General features: G+C 45.4%; 13 protein-coding genes. 11 read left to right on the top strand and 2 right to left on the bottom strand.

Annotated features, from left to right (window positions below; all coding sequences use genetic code 11):
* The first annotated feature begins 389 nt into the window (after window positions 1-389).
* The 5 genes from QE357_RS24730 to QE357_RS24710 all read left to right on the top strand — a co-directional run bounded on the left by QE357_RS24730 (window position 390) and on the right by QE357_RS24710 (window position 7,573).
* Window positions 390-2,783 (top strand): GH92 family glycosyl hydrolase, encoded by a 2,394-nt coding sequence (locus QE357_RS24730; protein ID WP_309713944.1) that lies wholly within the window; start codon window positions 390-392, stop codon window positions 2,781-2,783.
* 139 nt (window positions 2,784-2,922) lie between these two features.
* Window positions 2,923-3,717, top strand: coding sequence for a DUF2490 domain-containing protein (locus QE357_RS24725; RefSeq protein WP_309713941.1), 795 nt, complete (start codon window positions 2,923-2,925; stop codon window positions 3,715-3,717).
* Window positions 3,718-3,946: 229 nt separating this feature from the next.
* Complete coding sequence (locus QE357_RS24720; protein ID WP_106638193.1) at window positions 3,947-4,366, top strand: response regulator; 420 nt, start codon at window positions 3,947-3,949, stop codon at window positions 4,364-4,366.
* Window positions 4,367-4,923: 557 nt separating this feature from the next.
* Window positions 4,924-5,349 carry a response regulator gene (locus QE357_RS24715; RefSeq protein ID WP_106638194.1) on the top strand — a complete coding sequence of 142 codons (426 nt, stop codon included), beginning with the start codon at window positions 4,924-4,926 and terminating at the stop codon, window positions 5,347-5,349.
* Window positions 5,350-5,551: 202 nt separating this feature from the next.
* Window positions 5,552-7,573 carry a BCCT family transporter gene (locus QE357_RS24710; protein ID WP_309713936.1) on the top strand — a complete coding sequence of 674 codons (2,022 nt, stop codon included), beginning with the start codon at window positions 5,552-5,554 and terminating at the stop codon, window positions 7,571-7,573.
* A gap of 125 nt (window positions 7,574-7,698) precedes the next feature.
* On the opposite strand, the gene QE357_RS24705 is transcribed toward QE357_RS24710, so the two are convergent.
* Window positions 7,699-8,178, bottom strand: a complete 480-nt coding sequence (locus tag QE357_RS24705) for a DinB family protein (RefSeq protein ID WP_309713933.1) — start codon at window positions 8,176-8,178, stop codon at window positions 7,699-7,701.
* A gap of 162 nt (window positions 8,179-8,340) precedes the next feature.
* On the opposite strand from QE357_RS24705, the gene QE357_RS24700 reads away from it, so the two are divergent.
* Entirely contained in the window at window positions 8,341-8,640 is a 300-nt protein-coding gene (locus QE357_RS24700) for a hypothetical protein (RefSeq protein ID WP_106635955.1), read from the top strand.
* Window positions 8,641-8,735: 95 nt separating this feature from the next.
* On the opposite strand, the gene QE357_RS24695 is transcribed toward QE357_RS24700, so the two are convergent.
* Window positions 8,736-10,511: a glycoside hydrolase family 15 protein gene (locus QE357_RS24695; protein ID WP_309713930.1), complete on the bottom strand. Its 1,776-nt coding sequence runs from the start codon at window positions 10,509-10,511 to the stop codon at window positions 8,736-8,738.
* Window positions 10,512-10,695: 184 nt separating this feature from the next.
* Here QE357_RS24695 and QE357_RS24690 point away from each other — a divergent pair, with 184 nt between their 5' ends.
* From QE357_RS24690 to treZ, 5 genes are all read left to right on the top strand, one after another.
* Window positions 10,696-12,819 carry a family 10 glycosylhydrolase gene (locus tag QE357_RS24690; protein WP_309713927.1) on the top strand — a complete coding sequence of 708 codons (2,124 nt, stop codon included), beginning with the start codon at window positions 10,696-10,698 and terminating at the stop codon, window positions 12,817-12,819.
* Window positions 12,820-13,075: 256 nt separating this feature from the next.
* A complete protein-coding gene (locus tag QE357_RS24685; RefSeq protein ID WP_309713926.1) occupies window positions 13,076-13,768 on the top strand; it encodes a YetF domain-containing protein in 693 nt (230 codons plus the stop codon).
* A 9-nt stretch (window positions 13,769-13,777) separates the two neighbouring features.
* On the top strand, window positions 13,778-14,476 hold the full coding sequence (locus tag QE357_RS24680) for a YetF domain-containing protein (protein ID WP_106635958.1): 699 nt from the start codon (window positions 13,778-13,780) through the stop codon (window positions 14,474-14,476).
* A 38-nt stretch (window positions 14,477-14,514) separates the two neighbouring features.
* Window positions 14,515-16,146 (top strand): alpha-amylase family glycosyl hydrolase, encoded by a 1,632-nt coding sequence (locus QE357_RS24675; RefSeq protein ID WP_309713921.1) that lies wholly within the window; start codon window positions 14,515-14,517, stop codon window positions 16,144-16,146.
* 54 nt (window positions 16,147-16,200) lie between these two features.
* Window positions 16,201-18,060 (top strand): malto-oligosyltrehalose trehalohydrolase, encoded by a 1,860-nt coding sequence (gene treZ / locus QE357_RS24670; protein WP_309713918.1) that lies wholly within the window; start codon window positions 16,201-16,203, stop codon window positions 18,058-18,060.
* Window positions 18,061-18,198: the final 138 nt, after the last annotated feature.

Raw genomic sequence — 18,198 nt, 5'->3', positions numbered from 1 at the left:
GATCGTCACTCGGCTGGAGCCGAGCGACTGCGGTTGTTAAAGGTAAAGACGCGACTTCATCGCGTCTGGCTAGGAGATGGAAAGAAGCTGAAGGTAACAAAGCCACACGACTACCTTTACTCTGCTGTCATTCAAAGCAAAGCGAAAAACCTTACTTCGCATTGGATACCACTTCTTGAGTGAGCATTAATTAGCTTCTAGTCAAGTTCGTCCCATTCCAAGGAAGGCTTCTCCATTGGTTCGAGCGGATAGGGGCAGAAGTGCGTTTATGACCTTTTTTCTTTAAGCAAATGTCATTAGTAATCATGCCTAATGAGCAATGAAGAGAGTTCGTTTAACCGCACTTCTTCTATTCCCTTTAGAAACGTCTCTAAACCTAAAAAGTAAGTATGCCTCATACACGCTATTCAATGGCTCGGCTGATTACGCGAGTTAGTTACCTCCGCTCATTCGTTATTGCTGGCCTGTTAGGCTTGTTAACCTCTTGTGCCGTAAAGGCACCGAAGATCCTGGCCTACGTAGATGCTAACATCGGAACCGCCCACAGCCGTTGGTTTTTTTATACACCCGCCGCTCTGCCGCATGGGATGGCCAAACTGGCTCCTTCCACCAATGGGCACTATGGCAATAAGCAGGGCTGGGAAGCAATAGGTTACGATACCCGGCATGAGTCCATTGAAGGGTTTGTGCATTTTCATGAGTGGCAGGTGGGTGGGGTGAGTTTTATGCCGACTACGGGTGAATTAAAGGTGAAGCCCGGCGAGCTGGAAAGCCCGGACACTGGCTATCGATCCAGATTTGATCGAAAAAATCAGGTGGCAGAGCCCGGTTACTATAAGGTTTTATTGGAAGATTACCGCATCACCGCCGAATTGACGGCAACTACTCATGTGGGTTTTCATCGGTATACGTTTCCTAAACACGAACAGTCAAGAATCATTTTAGACGTCGGACATGTACAGGGAGAAAGCGGGGAAGTTAGAAAGGCCGAGGTTCGCATGATAGATGATACCCATTTTGAGGGATTGGTGACCACCTACCCCAAATACGTAAGAACCTACGATCCCAACGGGCAGGTGTCGATGTATTTCTGGGGAGAAGTGAGTAAAAAACCTACCGCTGTGGGAGCCTTCACGGACTCGGGCATTCAACGGAAGAGTCAAAGAGCTACCGGAAAGGGAGCCGGGCTTTTTCTGGAATACGCCACCACTGAAAAAGAAGCTATTGAAGTGAAAGTAGGATTATCGTACACCTCCATTGCGAATGCAAAGGCTAATTTCACGGCGGAAGCTTCGGGACTTTCTTTCGAAACCGCTCGTCAAAGAGCCAGAAATACGTGGCAGGCTGAATTAGGCAAGATCGTTGTGGAAGGCAGTGAAACGAACAAGGTGAAATTCTATACGGGTCTGTTTCATGCCCTGCTCGGCCGGGGAGTTGCCAATGATGTGAACGGCTCTTTTCCCCGTCACGATGGTACCGTAGGGCAGTTACCCCGCGATAAAAACGGAACATTCAGTCATAACTTTTACAATACCGATGCCATTTGGGGAGCTTACTGGAATCTGACGCAACTATGGGCTCTTTCATATCCCGAGCGTTACAGCGATTTTGTGCATACCCAGCTAGAAGTTTACAAGGAACGGGGCTGGTTTGGTGATGGAATCGTCAACAGTAACTTCGTTTCGGGGGTCGGGACTAATTTTGTAGGGCTGGCCATTGCCGGAGCTTATCAGTCGGGGATACGCGACTACGATACCCAGTTGGCGTATCAGGCCATTAAGGCGAATGAACTGCTGGGACGAAACCGACCCATCGGAGCGGGCAAGCGGGATGTAGAGACCTTTGTGAAACGCGGATACGTACCTTACCTTGGCGAAGACCAGACCGATTCGACGGGTTCACACTTTTCGGCTTCTCATACCCTGGAATATAGCTTCAGTACTTTTGCCGCCGCCCAACTGGCCAAAGCTTTGGGTAAAGAACAGGATTATCAGCAATTGATAAAGCTCTCCAATGGCTGGAGACGGCTTTATGATCCGAAACTGAAACTGATTCGACCGAAAAAGGCCGATGGAACGTTCATCGAGGCTTTTGATCCGTACGAACCCTGGCGGGGATTTCAGGAAGGCAATGCCGTGCAATACACCTTTTTTGTGCCGCAAAATCCGAAAGCTCTGATTGAAACCATTGGAAAAGAAGAATTCAATAACCGACTCGACAGCATTTTTACGACGGCTCAGAAAAATGCGTTTGGAGGTGGGAAAGAAATCGATGCCTTCGCGGGAATCAAGTCCATGTATAACCATGGTAACCAGCCTAACCTGCACAGTAGCTGGCTTTTTAACTTTTCAGAGAAACCCTGGCTCACTCAAAAATGGACGCGTGCCATCTGCGACGAGTTTTACGGCACGCAACCTATTCACGGCTATGGGTACGGACAGGACGAGGATCAGGGGCAATTGGGGTCGTGGTACGTAATGGCCTCTCTGGGCTTATTCGACGTCAAAGGGTTTACGGACCGAAGACCCATTATTGAGCTGGGAAGCCCCGCTTTTGATCGGGCAACTATCCGACTAGGGAATGGGAAAAGGTTACGTGTGGTAGCCCGCCAGAATTCTGCTGAACACGTATATGTACAATCGGCTACTTTCAATGGTAAACCGCTAACCAATTGCTGGCTCTATCGGGATGAGCTGATGCAGGGTGGCACCTTAGTGTTTGTCATGGGGAGCCAACCTAACAAAAATTGGGGTACCGCAACGCCTCCGCCTTCGGTTCAGTAAGGGCAAAAACGATTCAAGTTTAGACAAAGGTTCAGGAATAGAGCTCAAACCTTATCTAGTTCCTTACTACATAACTTTATGCTTCACCCCCGGTTATGTAGTGAGGTAGGAGGGTTTGACTGGTATAGCCTGATAAAAAATGATTCGTTATTTATTCCTGATGTTTTGCTGCTTGGGAGGGCAGGCTTATGGACAATCGTATACAAATGAAGTACGACACCGGGCGGTATTCTGGACGGAATTAAACTACGTTTATAAGACTTCGGGAAAGTGGAGTTTTCAACTGGATCATCAGTATCGACGGCAGGCCGACGACAATGGCCGGGATATACAGGTGTTCCGACACCCCCTCTTGCAGGTGTTCCGGCCCTGGGTTAATTATCAACTTTCAAAACCCGTTCGAGTGTCACTTTCTCCCATTGGGTTATGGTGGAACTGGGGAAAAGTCAACCAGTATCAGCCCATAACCTTTTTTCAGGAAATTCGCATAATCCCCCAATTACAAATCACCAAACCTTTAAAGAAGGGGGAATTTATCCAACGTTATCGGGCGGAATTCCGCTGGCCTTCCCACACCGATACCTTGGCTACTTCCTACATATTTCTCTCTGATGGCGAATCGCAGGAAGTATTAGCCGATCGCTTTAACGTTCGGTTACGGGGCATGGCTCGCTGGATTAATCCCTTTCACGAACAATGGTATACCCATCTCAGTGTGGAGCCTATGGTCGTGATTTCCCCATCACTTACTCACTTTGATCAAAACCGAACGTACCTGGCCATCGGCAGATCCATCAGGAAGAACCTCCGCGTTGAACTTGGCTACTTAAACCAGTTTGCCATTCAGCGTATGCCTAACGACCAGTTACGCACCTACCGCTTCAACCATGCCATCCATGTGTTTGTATACCTGGAAAACGTGCGTAAGCATTAAAAAGCACCTTAGTAATGGTTTAAAGCTAATTTGTATAGGGTATGACATCTTACGAACAGTACTTACAACCAGGAGTCGTTCATCAGTATTAATGCCTACGTATTCGGCGTTATTTGATCTTTAGTAAAGAATGTAAAACGCGTATGAGTTCAGAAAGATAGTTTCCTGTTACTTTTGCACAGTTTTTTACTATTAATCATTTTCTAGTATTTTTTTATTTACCTACGCCATGGCAAAACCTACTGTACTGATCGTAGAGGATAATCCCGAATATCAGGAACTATTAAAACTAGGTTTCGAAAGAAGCCGTCCCGCTTTTCAGTTTGAGTTTTGTTCTTCAGCTGAGCAGGCCCAGCAGTATCTGGAGCAACCTATTTACCGCCCTTTATTAATTCTGCTGGATTATGATCTTCCGGGGATTAATGGCCTTGAGTTACTTTCTCAGCTCAAAGAATCGCCCCGGTACAACCACGTACCGGTGCTGATGTTTTCTATGTTTACCACCGATGAGTTAATGACCAAGGCTTACAAACTGGGAGTTAACGCCTATCTAAGCAAGCCCGAAGACCTCAGTGGAATGCTTAGCTTTTGGTCCGCACTAACCATGTTCTGGTCCCACAGTGCTCAGGTTCCGCGTATTAATGACTAATTCCAATTCTAATTGTTAAGTGAGAGTGAATAGGCAATTTAATTGTCGGCTTGCTCTTTGGTAATGACTTATTATTACTATACCTTTGATTACTTCAGTTAAGGTATCTGAGGAAGAACTTTACGCTTTTTTATAGAAAAATAGAGGTATGTACTTATGAATACTAGAAGAATCTTGAAATCTCTTAGTCATTGGCAAAGACGATCCGGCTCATTCGTGTGCTTCCTAAACTAATTACGCAAGTAGACTTTGTACTTCCTACCTGATTTTATAAAAAACAGAAATCTTGTTTTGAGCATAAGTACAGCAATGGTTTATACCTTGTTAAAAGGTGCTGAAGTGGAAAGCTTCACAAAGTAATGGGGGATGGCCCTTAAATAGATAAATGAAGAGATATGTTTCGTGGTTGATTCATTCCATTAATGACCCTGATTGCCCTGAGTTTCTTAAAAAAATTTCATCTAAATACGTTAAAGCGTTAACCAAACTTCATCATTGGATAGGATATAGGTCCCAACGCCGACATTCTAATTCATTAAATATCAAGTAATTGCTTTATGCCAAGAAGTTCATTTTTAATAGTATCCGCAGAAGATGACGAAGATGATCGTTTCTTGCTTAGGGAATCTTTTGATGAATCACCCCGGAATTTTACCCTGGAATTTGCCAAGAACGGTGAAGAAGCCTGGGAATTATTAACGCAGGTGGGGAAATGGCCTTCGTTGTTATTACTCGATATTAATATGCCAGGTCTGAATGGTATGGCTTTGCTCGAACGAATTAGAAAAGACGAAAAACTTAAGACTTTACCCATTCTGATGTTAACTACTTCGGATGATCAGGTAATCATTGATAGAGCTTATCGTCTGGGAGCCAATGGATACGTGGTTAAACCCAGCAGTTTCGAAGACTTAAAACACTTCTGGAGTAGCGTACAAAGCTTTTGGTTACAGGCAACGCACCTGCCCGACAAGCCTATGTAAGTTATTGAGCTAGATAATTGATTAAAGGAGAGGCCCGGCGGATACGATTCACCGGGCTTCTTCTTTGATCGGGATAGTGTTAGGTGTACATGCCTTTACGCATGATCGCTCTGGTAGGGGAGGTTAATAGGGTTGAAGCATAACAAAGTGTATGGATAACGGTTGTTTTCATTGCCTACGTGTTTAAACCTATGTACCGATTATGAGCAGGCTGACATCGATCTTTGCCCAAACTACCTTTCATAAAGGGATTACTTTTCCCAGCTTACTATTCATCCTGTTTGTCACCTTTGTTTCCAGTTTTTTTCCTGATGCAACGGCGTCTGTTCTGGGGCATGTGCAGGATTGGATATTCATTAACCTGAATTGGGTGTATGTGTGGTCAGTTACCTTATTCGTTTTTTTTCTACTGGCTCTCGTTTTCAGTAAGTACGGCTCGGTTACCTTAGGCAATGAAAACGAAGTCCCTGAGTATTCATTTCTCTCCTGGATATCCATGCTTTTTGCCGCAGGAATGGGCATTGGACTCATGTATTTTAGCGTATCAGAGCCTCTTTCGCACTTCTCCGACGTAACGTTTGCTGAGTATAGTGAGATACAGCGAGCCAAAGACGCTCAACTCTATACGTTCTTTCACTGGGGCATTCACGCCTGGGCTATCTACGGAGTAGTGGGACTATCGCTCGCCTATTTTACGTACCGCTACAAGTTGCCTCTCTCGCTTCGTAGTTGCTTTTACCCAATCCTCAAGAACCGCATCAATGGAATGGCGGGTAATGCCATTGATACTTTCGCCCTTTGCAGTACGTTTTTCGGGATTACTACTACGTTGGGTTTTGGAGTAGTTCAGCTTAATGCAGGGCTGGTAGAACTAGGCATTGTGCCGGGCAAAAGCTTTACTTATCAGGTTCCTATTGTCCTAATCATTATGGCAATCTCTATTCTTTCTGCCACCTCAGGAGTGAATAAGGGAGTAAAGTTTTTAAGTCAACTGAACATAATAAGTGCTGTATTATTGATGCTTTTCGTCCTGATTTTTGGACCAACCGTGTTTTTGTTAGGTACGCTTTCGGAAGGGATAGGGGATTATTTAAACCAATTTCTAAGTCTAACCTTCAATACCCATGCGTACGAACCGTCCGTGCAGCCCTGGTATTTCAGATGGACTATTCTATACTGGGCCTGGTGGATTTCGTGGTCACCGTATGTAGGCTTGTTCATTGCCCAGATATCAAAAGGCCGGACGATCCGCGAGTTTATTATTGCCGTGTTATTGATTCCAACCGCCTTTAATTTTTTATGGATGACCGTGTTTGGGAACAGTGCCACCTGGCTGGACCGAAATGTAGCCGGTGGAGCTTTAACTGCTCTGGTAACCCGAACCGACGAACTACTTTTCAGATTTTTAGATTATTTCCCGGCTAGTTCGATCACCAGTAGCCTGGCGATCTTTATCATTTTTATCTTTTTCGTTACCTCAGCTGACTCCGGCATTTTCGTGATGAACAGTATTTCTACTGCCAATGCAGAACGGTCTCCTAAATGGCAACTGGTGGCCTGGGGCGGATTATTGGCCCTGGTGGCTTTGGTGTTACTGAATGCGGGAGGCCTGCAATCCCTGCAAACCATGACCTTAATCACAGCTCTGCCGTTTGCAGTGATTATGCTCTTGTTTTGTTACAGCCTGATTCAGGGATTACTGGTAGATGACTATTATTATTCCAAATCGTTCTCGCCATCCACTCGAAACTGGTCTGGAGAATTATGGAAAGATCGCCTGCAACGCATTCTTTCTTTTAAAAATCAGGCTTACGTGGAAACCTTCATTGAGCAGGTAGTGAAGCCCGCCTTACACGAATTAGCTTCGGAGTTTAACCGCAAGGGAATTCGGGCGACGGTTCACCCGCAGGAAAATCCAGTAGGAATTGCTCTGACCATTAAGCACGAATCAATTGAAGATTTTACCTACGGCGTTCGCAGTCAGCTCAAAACGATTTCGGCTTCATTAGTTCAGGAAAAGAATATTCCCGGCGTTCGGGGCACTCAGTCGTATATCCCTGAAACATTTTTTGGTGATAATCGCCCGGGATACACAATTGAATATTTCAACGAAAAAGAAATCATCGCGGATGTACTCAAACAGTATGAACGTTTCTTGGAATTATCTTCAGAAGTAAAAAATGAAATATTTACAGATACCACGTTAAGACGTAAAGAAGAATAATGTTATTAGGGATAGTAATAAAGAGAAGATCTTAATAGTATACATAAAAAGTTTTATAATTATAGTTATGTTAAGTAAATAACCACTAAACGCATTGCTCCTATTGCGTAAAATGGTAGTAATACTTAATTCCAGTTATTAAACAGCCTTCTGAGAAGCAGAATTTCCCCCGTGTGATAAGAGGTATGATCAATGATTAATAGGGCCTCTTTGAACAGATGCTGGCCGTCACCGTAAGGAAAGGCGGTAAACAGATGATTGCGATTAGCTCTCAAGAGATCGATAAATCGACTCCGGTCATCCTTGATTTGCTGAAGCGAGGTTTGCCACTGCTGTTCGCTGATTTCTGATGTAGGATTGGGCCAGTACCCCTCCGGCCATTGGGGCGACTGATGAGCCGAAGAGGTACTGAATTCTACAATATCCCATTGAGCAATGCGAATATGTTCTACCAATTGCCAGATGCTATAAGGCAATTCAGCGTAGACTTTTGTACGATAAACCGGATTTAAATTCGCAACTGCATCTTCAAAAGTAACATGAGCATTACTTCCTTCCAGATTATCTATGAGATTGTTAAGGATATATTCAGGGTTATAATTCATAGAAATGGTAGATAAAGGTTAGAAATAATATATATCATAAATAGATATACCAATAAGATGAACGTAATTGCCATAAATTTGTAAATAATTATTATAACGTAACAATAACGTTACAAAAACTATTTATATTTACACCAGATTTTCACCTCAACTGATCGTACTATGCCACGTTTATCAAGAGAAGGTTTTAAACATAACGCTAAAGTATTCGAGAAGACCTGTCAATGGTGTGGAACGCCGTTCTTTGCTTCTCGGTCAACTGCCAAATTCTGTTCGTCTACCTGCCGGGCTTATTCGCATCAGGCGGATACATTGGATACGGCTGCACCCTGGCAGGAAACTGATCGTACGGTTGATGCCCTTCTCCACCAGATTGCTTTTCTTAAATCACAGGTTGAATCGCTTTCACGGGATAATCATGAATTACGGAAAGCTCTGGAGGAATTCAAAAAAGCAGAATAGGTTAACCCTCCTACCCTACTCATCAATGAACCAAAAAATAGGGCTGAGCTACTAACTTGAAGTAGCTCAGCCCTTAGGTATGATTTGAAGATTGGCTATTCTGTCATAACGCGATCCAGTTCGATGGCGGCGGTAATCAGAGCCAGATGCGTGAGTGCCTGCGGATAATTGCCTAGCTGCTCGCCTCGTTTACTGATCTGCTCCGAGAACAGACCCAAGCTGTTGGAATAACCGAGAATCTTCTCGAAGAAGTTACTCGCCCGTTCTACCTGCCCTCCTTTAGCCAGACATTCGACAAACCAGAACGAACACATCGTAAAGGTTCCTTCTTCTCCGTCCAGACCGTCAATGTTCGATTCTGCATTGTTATAGCGGTAAATCAGAACGTCCAGTTTTAACTCTCGCTCAATGGCCTGAAGCGTTTTCTGCCAACGCGGCTCATTCGAAGTAATAAACTGGACCGCTGGCATTAATAAAACGGAAGCATCCAGTTCGTGGCCGCCTTTATACTGCACGAATGACTGCTTTTCTTCCGACCAGAATTCATTATACACGTAATCGTAGATTTCATTACGGGTGTGATACCACTTTTCACGCGGGTAGGGAAACGAACGTTCTTCGCCAATTTTAATAGCCCGGTCTAAGGCTACCCAACACATCATAAAAGAGTGCAGAAACTGCCGCTCCTTGCCACGAATTTCCCACATGCCATGATCGGGCGTTTGCCAATGGTCACATACGTATTCGACTTCAACCGATAGTTTTTGCCAGAATTCGTAGGTTAAGTGTCCGCCATATTTATTGAAAAGATAAATCGTGTCGATTAACTCTCCATAAATATCCATTTGCTTCTGATCTACGGCTCCATTTCCAATCAATACAGGTTTTGAATCCTTGTATCCTTTGAAATGCTTGAGCTCCACTTCATCATCGGGCCGTGTTCCATCCACCTTATACATCAGTTGCAACGGTTCGTCAAGGCAATGGGTTTCCACCCAATGCATAAACGTGCGGGCTTCGTCGATGAACCCCAGCCGAAGGAAAGCAAACATGGTAAAGGCAGAATCCCGAATCCAGCAGTAGCGGTAATCCCAATTTCGCTCACCGCCCAGCGTTTCGGGCAGGGCAAACGTAGGGGCAGCCACAACCGAGCCGTACTGATGCGAAGAAAGAAGCTTCAATGTAATGGCCGACCGAATGACCATTTCCCGCCAGCGACCTTTGTATGTACATTTCTGCGTCCATTCTTTCCAGAAATGGTGGGTATCTTCGTAATGGCTTTTACAGAAATCCGTTACTCCATCCGTGATTTCATCGTTTCCATCGCAAAGGATAAAACACTGGGTTTCACCCTCCTTGAGTGTAAAAAGCGTAATTACATCATTTTCTTCAAGCTTCATCTCAATGTCACTGTAGAGGTGAAGAATCTGATCATTTTCTGCCGTGAACTTCACTCCTTTTTCAACGAACTCAGTACGATGCTCGCTCTGGGAATAGTTAAAGCGGGGCCGACAGGTAAGTTTGAATTCTACATTACCCCGCACGGCGGTTACTTTCCGAATCAGAGTCATCCGGGAACCTTCCTCGTGGACGGGCATGAAATCGGCTACTTCCGCAATGCCATAATCCGAAAAAAATCGGGTTACTAAAATCGCCGTATCCGTTAAGTAAATCTGTTTATAAGATAGGTCATTCAGGGTTGGGATGATCGAGAAATTTCCTCCTTTTTCGGCATCCAGCATAGCCGTAAAAACCGAGGGTGAATCAAAGCGGGGCAAACACAAAAAGTCGATAGATCCGTAGTGGGAGACCAGAGCGGCGGTATTCATATTACCAATCACGCCATATTGATCAATAGTAGCTTGCGTCATAGGGATGAATAAATGGGTCGTTAACCGGGTGGGTTAATTATTGAGTGTTTATTCCTTTAAAAGGATCATGCGAGCTCCCCCCGTTTTTGGGTATTCTCATTGAATTCTAATTTCCTTTTCTCAGGAAAATCCCCTGAAATGCAGTCCTTCCTTTACCTTCGTAACTTCTCTCTAAATCTGATTTATGATGTGTCGATTTATTACCTCCGTACTGGCCATACTACTTACGGCCAGTGCCTTAATGGCTCAATCGCCGAAGAGCTGGCCTGCCGATTACCCCTGGTGGAAAATCAATAATCTTCGCACCATTCAGTTCAATTTACCCGCCACCGAGGCGGCCACTTTGAACGCCGATTCTGTCGTTGCTGACCTGAAACGCTGCTTCGCCAATACGTTGATTATTAACATCGGCGGCATCATGGCTTTCTATCCCACGCAACTGGATTTTCATTACCATAACCCGTACCTGCGTTCAGAAACGGTAATGAAAGACATCATTGACCAATGTCACCTTGCCGGTATTAAGGTTATGGTTCGGTTTGATTTTAGTCGTATTCACGAAAGCATTTTCAAGGCTCACCCAGACTGGTGTTACCTTTCTCCCAAAGGCGAGCGGGTGTACAATACGGACATGGTAGTAGTTTCGATTAATGCTCCTTACGTCCAGCAAAAGGCGTTTGATATTATTGCGGAAGTACTGGATACGTTTCCCATCGACGGGATTTTCCTGAATATGCCGGGTTACCAGGTGAACAATCCTTACGAAGGGGTGTATCATGGCATTGATCAGAATGAGCACGACCAGAAACGCTTTGCTGAATACAGTAAAGGGCTCGCCCTGCCCACGAAAGAGGACAAGACCGATCCGGTTTTTCAGAAGTATTTAGCCTTTAAGCAATACACCGTTGAAGACTGGACCAAAGGCCTGCATGAGCTGATCAAATCCAAAAATGAAAACGTAGCTCTTTGCACGTATATGGACGAGTATGTAGACATCATCCGTCATGAATCACAGACGAATAGCCTGCCTTATTGGCCTTACTCCGCTTCTGATAATGTGAATAACGCTATTCATACCTTTCCCCATCACACCATCAGTAATGCCAGTATCCAGCAGATTTCGTTTCAATCGCGGTATAATGCGGTGGAGCCCAACGAGGTAAGGATTCGATTGTATGAAAACATCGCCAATGGGTCAGGACTCGATTTAAGTATGATGGGCGATATGCAGGATTATGAAGACGAGCGAAACTATAAAGTAATACGGGAAGTCTACGGGTTTCATAAAGCCCATGAAAAGTACTTTGGAAGGTATAAAACCACCGCCAAAATTGCTCTGATTGCACCCGGCTCCTGGCCCAGCGGCTTACCCATGCAGGAGTATCGGGGCATTCAGCTCATGCTGAAAGAAGCCCATTTGTCTTATGACATCATCGAGGATGCTCAGCTTCAGAAGCGAGCGGAAGATTTGAAGAAATATGCCTTGATCCTTTTGCCAGATATTACCTTTTTGCCCGCCGCCTCCGTGGAAGTGCTAAAAGAACTCAGTCGCAACGGCACTCATTTAGTGGCTACGAACCGGAGTTTATCCGATCACCCGGAAGCACTACGGGAATTATTTGGAGCGAAAACGACTCAGATGGAAGCCGAAGGAAGCGGTTACTACCTCACTCCCGTTCATCAGTCCATGTTTAGGCGGCTAGCGGGTCAGAAAATGATCATGTGGAAGTTCAATCTGGGAAAATACGATTGGACGGAACAGACGCAAAAACAATTACCCATGCTCGCTAAAGGTCGCCCCGGTCCACCCGAAATCATTGGCGGCCACGATTCCACGGGTTATTACGCTTTAGGGTTACATTCTTACGGAAAAGCCGTCAATGCTCTGTTACCTGTTAACCTGGGAAGACTCTATTACCTGCACGGTTATCAGGAGCATAAAAACATTTTACTTGATCTTATTGATCATTTAGATCCTCATTTGAGTAAGGCCATCCAAACCAATGCTCCAGATCGGGTTGAAGTGATACTTCAGGAATTTACGGAAAACACCCCTGCGGCTCTCACCAAAAAAACGACGGACGGGCTGATTTTACACCTGGTTAACCTGACGGGTTTCAGCGGAAATACCTACTTCGAACCTTTACCCGTGCGAAATCTGACGTTCCGCCTAAAGTCATCTTTCAAACCTTCCAAAATCCAGCAACTTGGAAAAAGTAAGGCCATTCCTTTTACGTATACAAATGACACCGTTCAATTTGTGTTACCTGAACTAGAGGCATTTACGGGTATTATCCTCACGAAATAAAAAAGTCCCCCGATTGTTCGGGGGACTTTTTACACAAAGGTTGAAGGCTGAATAGTACAAGCAGTACTTACCTTGTTATACCCCAATAGCGACGGAGGTTATCATAAAAAATAGGTAATAGAAAATTGTTTTCTTTAATTAACTAGTAATCAGTAAGTTAACATATTAAATAATAGTACATCAACCTGCCTCAATAAAATAGGCATCCTTTTTTTTAGCATCCGCTCTGCTCCCACACGGGCGGCCCGCACTATCTATGAAAAAGGATGAGATTCATCTAAGCGACTGGGAACGAATTCTCTGGGGAATGGCCCCACCAGAATTCTTCTTTGAAGTACTGTTCCGTACTTTATTCATTTACCTCTTCTTATTGATCATCATGCGTTTTCTCGGGAAACGCATGAATGGGCAACTTTCCATCACGGAAATGGCCGTAATGCTAACTACAGGGGCCATCATCTCTCCCTCCATGCAGGCTCCAGATCGGGGAATTGCCCTGGGAATATTTGCCATGATCTGTGCTCTGGTGTATCAACGGCTGACGACTCTCTGGGGGTTTAATAACAAGAAGGTTGAAAAAATCATGCAGGGCACGGTGAGCGTTCTGGTGATTGACGGAGTTATTCAGGTGGATAGCCTGGCGGGCAACCGCGTTTCCCGGCAACAGCTTTTTACGGAACTTCGCCGAAAAAGTGTGTATAATCTGGGACAGGCGAAACGGGTGTACCTCGAAGCTTCGGGTTTATTCAGCATTTATGAGCGAAAAGAAGCCCTACCCGGTCTGTCTACTTTACCTCCCAATGTAGCCGACGAAGAAATACACAACATTCAGAACGTACTGGATGATACCGTTGCCTGTAGTTTTTGTGGACAGAGTGTGCCTAAATCAGAGAAATCCAACCCTTGCCCCACCTGCCAATCCAGCGATTGGGCAGATGCCGTTTTATAGACTTTCGCCATGAAACCCGAAGATATACACATTACCGACTGGATGCGGATTCTGATGGGCGAGCTGCCCGTGGATTATTTTTTCGAAATCCTGCTCCGCATGGCTTTCACGTACCTGCTGCTCATGGTATCCATGCGTTTCATGGGTCGGCGAATGGCTTCTCAGATGAACCGTAACGAAATGGCAGCCCTGACCTCCCTGGCTGCGGCTATCGGTATGCCGGTGTTATCCCCGGACCGGGGCTTGTTACCGGCGGTGGCCATCGCCATTATCATCGTATTGGGGCAACGGCTAATTGCCCGAATTGCTTCGCGTAATGAACGCTTTGAAGCCATTACGCAGGATGAAATCGATATTCTGGTACAGAATGGCATCCTAAATCTGGAGCAGATGAGAAGAAGTCGCATTACCCGCGAACGCCTCTTTGCCCAACTCCGCTCAGAAGGACTTTTACATCTGGGTCAGGTTCGACGACTCTATCTGGAAGCAAACGGCAAGTTTACGTTGATTAAGGAAGAGCCTCCCATTCCTGGGCTTTCCGTAATTCCTAACTGGGACAAAAAGTTAGTAGATGAGCAGAAAAAATCAGAGGACATTATGGTGTGTAAAAACTGCGGGAACCACATGCCCGAGAAATCTACTACGGAAGATAAATGTCCCCAGTGTGGAGATCAGAACTGGTTACCACCCATCGAGACGGAAGAATAGTTTTTTTACGATAAGGCTCAAAACAACCTTTGAATGAAATGACTCCGTACGGAATGGCCTCCCAATCTCAAGTGAAAAATCAGCAACTTTGGTGGCAATCGGGTATAATTTACCAAATCTATCCCCGCTCTTTTCAGGATAGCAATGCCGACGGAATTGGTGATTTACAAGGTGTCATTAATCGGCTGGATTATTTAAAATGGCTGGGTATCCAGGCCGTATGGCTTTCCCCTATTTATCCTTCACCGATGGCCGACTATGGCTACGACATATCTGATTACCAAGGAATTCATCCCATTTTTGGATCAATGGACGATTTTGACCAATTACTGGAAGAAGTGCACCAGCGGGGTATGAAACTGATTCTTGACCTTGTCCCTAATCATACTTCCGATCAGCACCCCTGGTTTCTGGAATCGAAATCTTCCCGGGATAACCCCAAACGCGACTGGTATATCTGGAAAGATGCATTACCCGATGGTTCGGAACCGAATAACTGGCTTGCTATGTTCGGGGGCACCGCCTGGGAATGGGACGAAACCACTCAGCAGTATTACTACCATGCGTTTTTGAAAGAACAGCCTGATCTGAACTGGCGAAACCCCGAGGTGCGGGAAGCCATGATGAATGTCATGCATTACTGGCTGAAAAAAGGCATTGACGGGTTTCGGGTAGATGTGATGTGGCACATGGTGAAGGACGCTCATTTCCGTAATAATCCGATTAACCCTGACTATCAGCCTCATCAGGCTACGGTCGATCAGTTATTAGCGGTGTACTCTACCGACCAGCCCGAAGTACACGACATCGTTCGCCAGATGCGGGAAGTACTGGACGCTTACGAGGAGCGAATGATGATCGGTGAAATCTATCTGCCCGTTCATAAACTGGTGACTTATTACGGGGAAAACGGCTCGGGAGCCCATTTACCCTTTAACTTTCAACTCCTTAACCTTCCCTGGAATGCTACTCAACTGGCGGCAGCCATCAGTCAGTACGAAGGAGCCTTACCCGAATACGGCTGGCCAAACTGGGTGCTAGGTAACCACGATCAACCCCGCATTACCAGCCGCGTAGGCTTGCAACAGGCTCGGGTAGCGGCATTGTTACTGCTGACGTTACGGGGTACACCGACCATTTATTACGGAGACGAAATTGGCATGCAGGACGTTCCGATTCCGTTTTCAGAAGTACAGGACCCACAAGGGCTGAACATGCCCGATAAAAACCTCAGCCGGGATCCTGCCCGAACGCCGATGCAGTGGAATGCCTCCACCTACGCTGGATTTAGTTCCGAAAAACCCTGGCTTCGGCTTTCCAGTACCTATCGACGTCTAAATGTGGAATCAGAGAAAGACAACCCTTTCTCCATGTTAACCCTCTATAAAAGACTGATTGACCTGCGACAGAAAGAACTTTCATTTACCGCTGGTGATTACATTCCGGTTTATTCAGATCAACAGATTCTGGCTTATAAGCGAACGCATGAAAATGCTCCGGCTTTTCTGATCGTACTAAACCTGACGCACCGCCCCGCTTATTTCAAACCCGAACACGATGCGTTTAAGGGAACCATCGTCCTCTCCACCCTTCCCGAAGAAGAAGGTCAGGAGGTAGACAGCTACTTTGCTCTCAGCGGCGATCAGGGAATTATTATTCGTTTACATTAACGCCTTACTTTTTATTCCTTTACCTTACCATAATCAATTCTTCAACTGTTTCCTATGAAAAAAGTAGGCTCTCATTATCAAGGCAATGGCTCGTGTACCTTTACGGTCTGGGCTCCCGAGAAAGAGCAGATGATGCTGGAGTTAGTGCATCCAAAAGAAGAAATTCTACCCATGACTAAATCCCGATCAGGTTATTTTGAGCTCACTCTTTCGGAAATTGAACCCGGTACTCGTTACTTTTTCCGGCCTGAAAATAAGCATCATTACCCCGATCCTGCTTCTCAATTTCAGCCCGAAGGCGTTCATGGTCCTTCCGAAGTCATTAACCATCGGACCTACCCATGGCAGGATCAAACCTGGAAAGGGGTGCCGTTTCCGGAGGTGATTCTGTATGAATTACACGTTGGTACCTTTACGCCGGAAGGCACCTTCGAAGCCATTATCCCACGACTGAAAGAATTAAAAGCTTTTGGCGTTAATGCCATCGAGATTATGCCCATCGCCCAATTCCCTGGCGGTCGCAATTGGGGGTATGACGGCGTGTTTCTGTATGCCGTTCAAAATACGTACGGCGGGCCGGAGGGTTTCAAAAAACTGGTGGATGCCTGCCACGCGGAAGGCATTGCCGTCTACCTCGATGTGGTATATAATCACGTGGGTCCCGAAGGAAATTACCTGGAAGAATTTGGCCCTTACCACACCGACAAATACTGTACGCCCTGGGGAGGAGCCATGAATCTGGACGGTGCCTGGAGTGATGCCGTCAAAGAATTTTTTATTTTGAATGCCCTATACTGGATTGAAGAATTCCACGTAGATGGCCTGCGATTTGACGCCATTCACACTATTTTCGATCAAAGTGCAGTTAACTTCTGGCAATTGCTTCACGAGAAAGTTCATGAACTGGAGCTACGCCTGGGTCGATTGGTTGTACTCATTGCCGAAAGCGATTTGAATGACCCGAAAGTATTAAAATCGGTAGATACGGGTGGCTGGGGCTTCACGGCTCAGTGGTTTGACGATTTTCATCATTCCCTCTATTCCATCATTGATGAAAAAGAAGGACTGAAACGTTACCCTGATTTTGGCCGGATGGACCAGCTAGCCAAAGCCTATACCGATGGTTTTGTGCACAGTGGAGAATTCAATAAGGTCCGCAAACGAAGATTTGGAGCCTCCTCCGTTAGTTTACCCGGGCACCAGTTTATCGCGTTTATTGATAACCACGATCAGGCGGGAAACCGACTCCTCGGCGAACGATTGTCGATGTTACTAAGTGCAGATCGACTCAAAGTAGCCGCTGCCGCCATGATGCTGAGCCCCAGCGTTCCGATGTTGTTCATGGGCGAGGAATATGCCGCTCAAACGCCTTTTCTATACTTCATCAGTCATTCCAAACCGGAATTAATTGAAATGGTACAGAAGGGTCGTAAAGAAGACTTCAAATCATTCAATGAAGGGAAAGAGGAAGCACCGCCCGATCCTCAGGATAAAAAAACCTTTCAGGATTCGGTATTGGACTGGGATCAACGAAAAGAAGGGAAACATCAGCAAATGCTTGAGTGGTATCAGGCTCTGATTCAGCTTCGTAAAACCCAACCCATTCTTCAAAACTTCAGCCGGAGTTCTACCCAGGTACAAACCATTGATGAATCTGGCTTTGTGTTAATTCGTCAAAATTCGTCGGGTACGCATTACCTGAGTGCCTTTTTTAATCTGTCCGATCAGCAAGTAGAGGCAAAGGTTCCGCATAGATGCGAACAATGGGATTTGCTTGTTCACTCCTACGAAACTCGTTTTAGTGAATCCACGCATGAAAAGACTTTCCCAGAAAACGTATATGCTAATACGTCAATACAATTATTACCCTGGAGCGTGGCAGTATACATGGGTGAATCCCTGGAAACAAACTAGAAACTTTTTGGTAAGTTCGCTGAGGTCATACCCATTTTTCCTCAATTTTCTACAATTATGATTGACGCGGTTATTGCCACTAGTTTTTTAACTAATAAAGTGTACTTAGGAAATGCCTGTTATAACGTAATCAACCAA

It is taken from the genome of Siphonobacter sp. SORGH_AS_0500, assembly GCF_031453245.1.
Taxonomy (GTDB): Bacteria; Bacteroidota; Bacteroidia; order Cytophagales; family Spirosomataceae; genus Siphonobacter.
The sequence above is the reverse complement of the archived record's forward strand: the minus strand, read 5'-3'. Positions and strand labels throughout refer to the sequence as shown.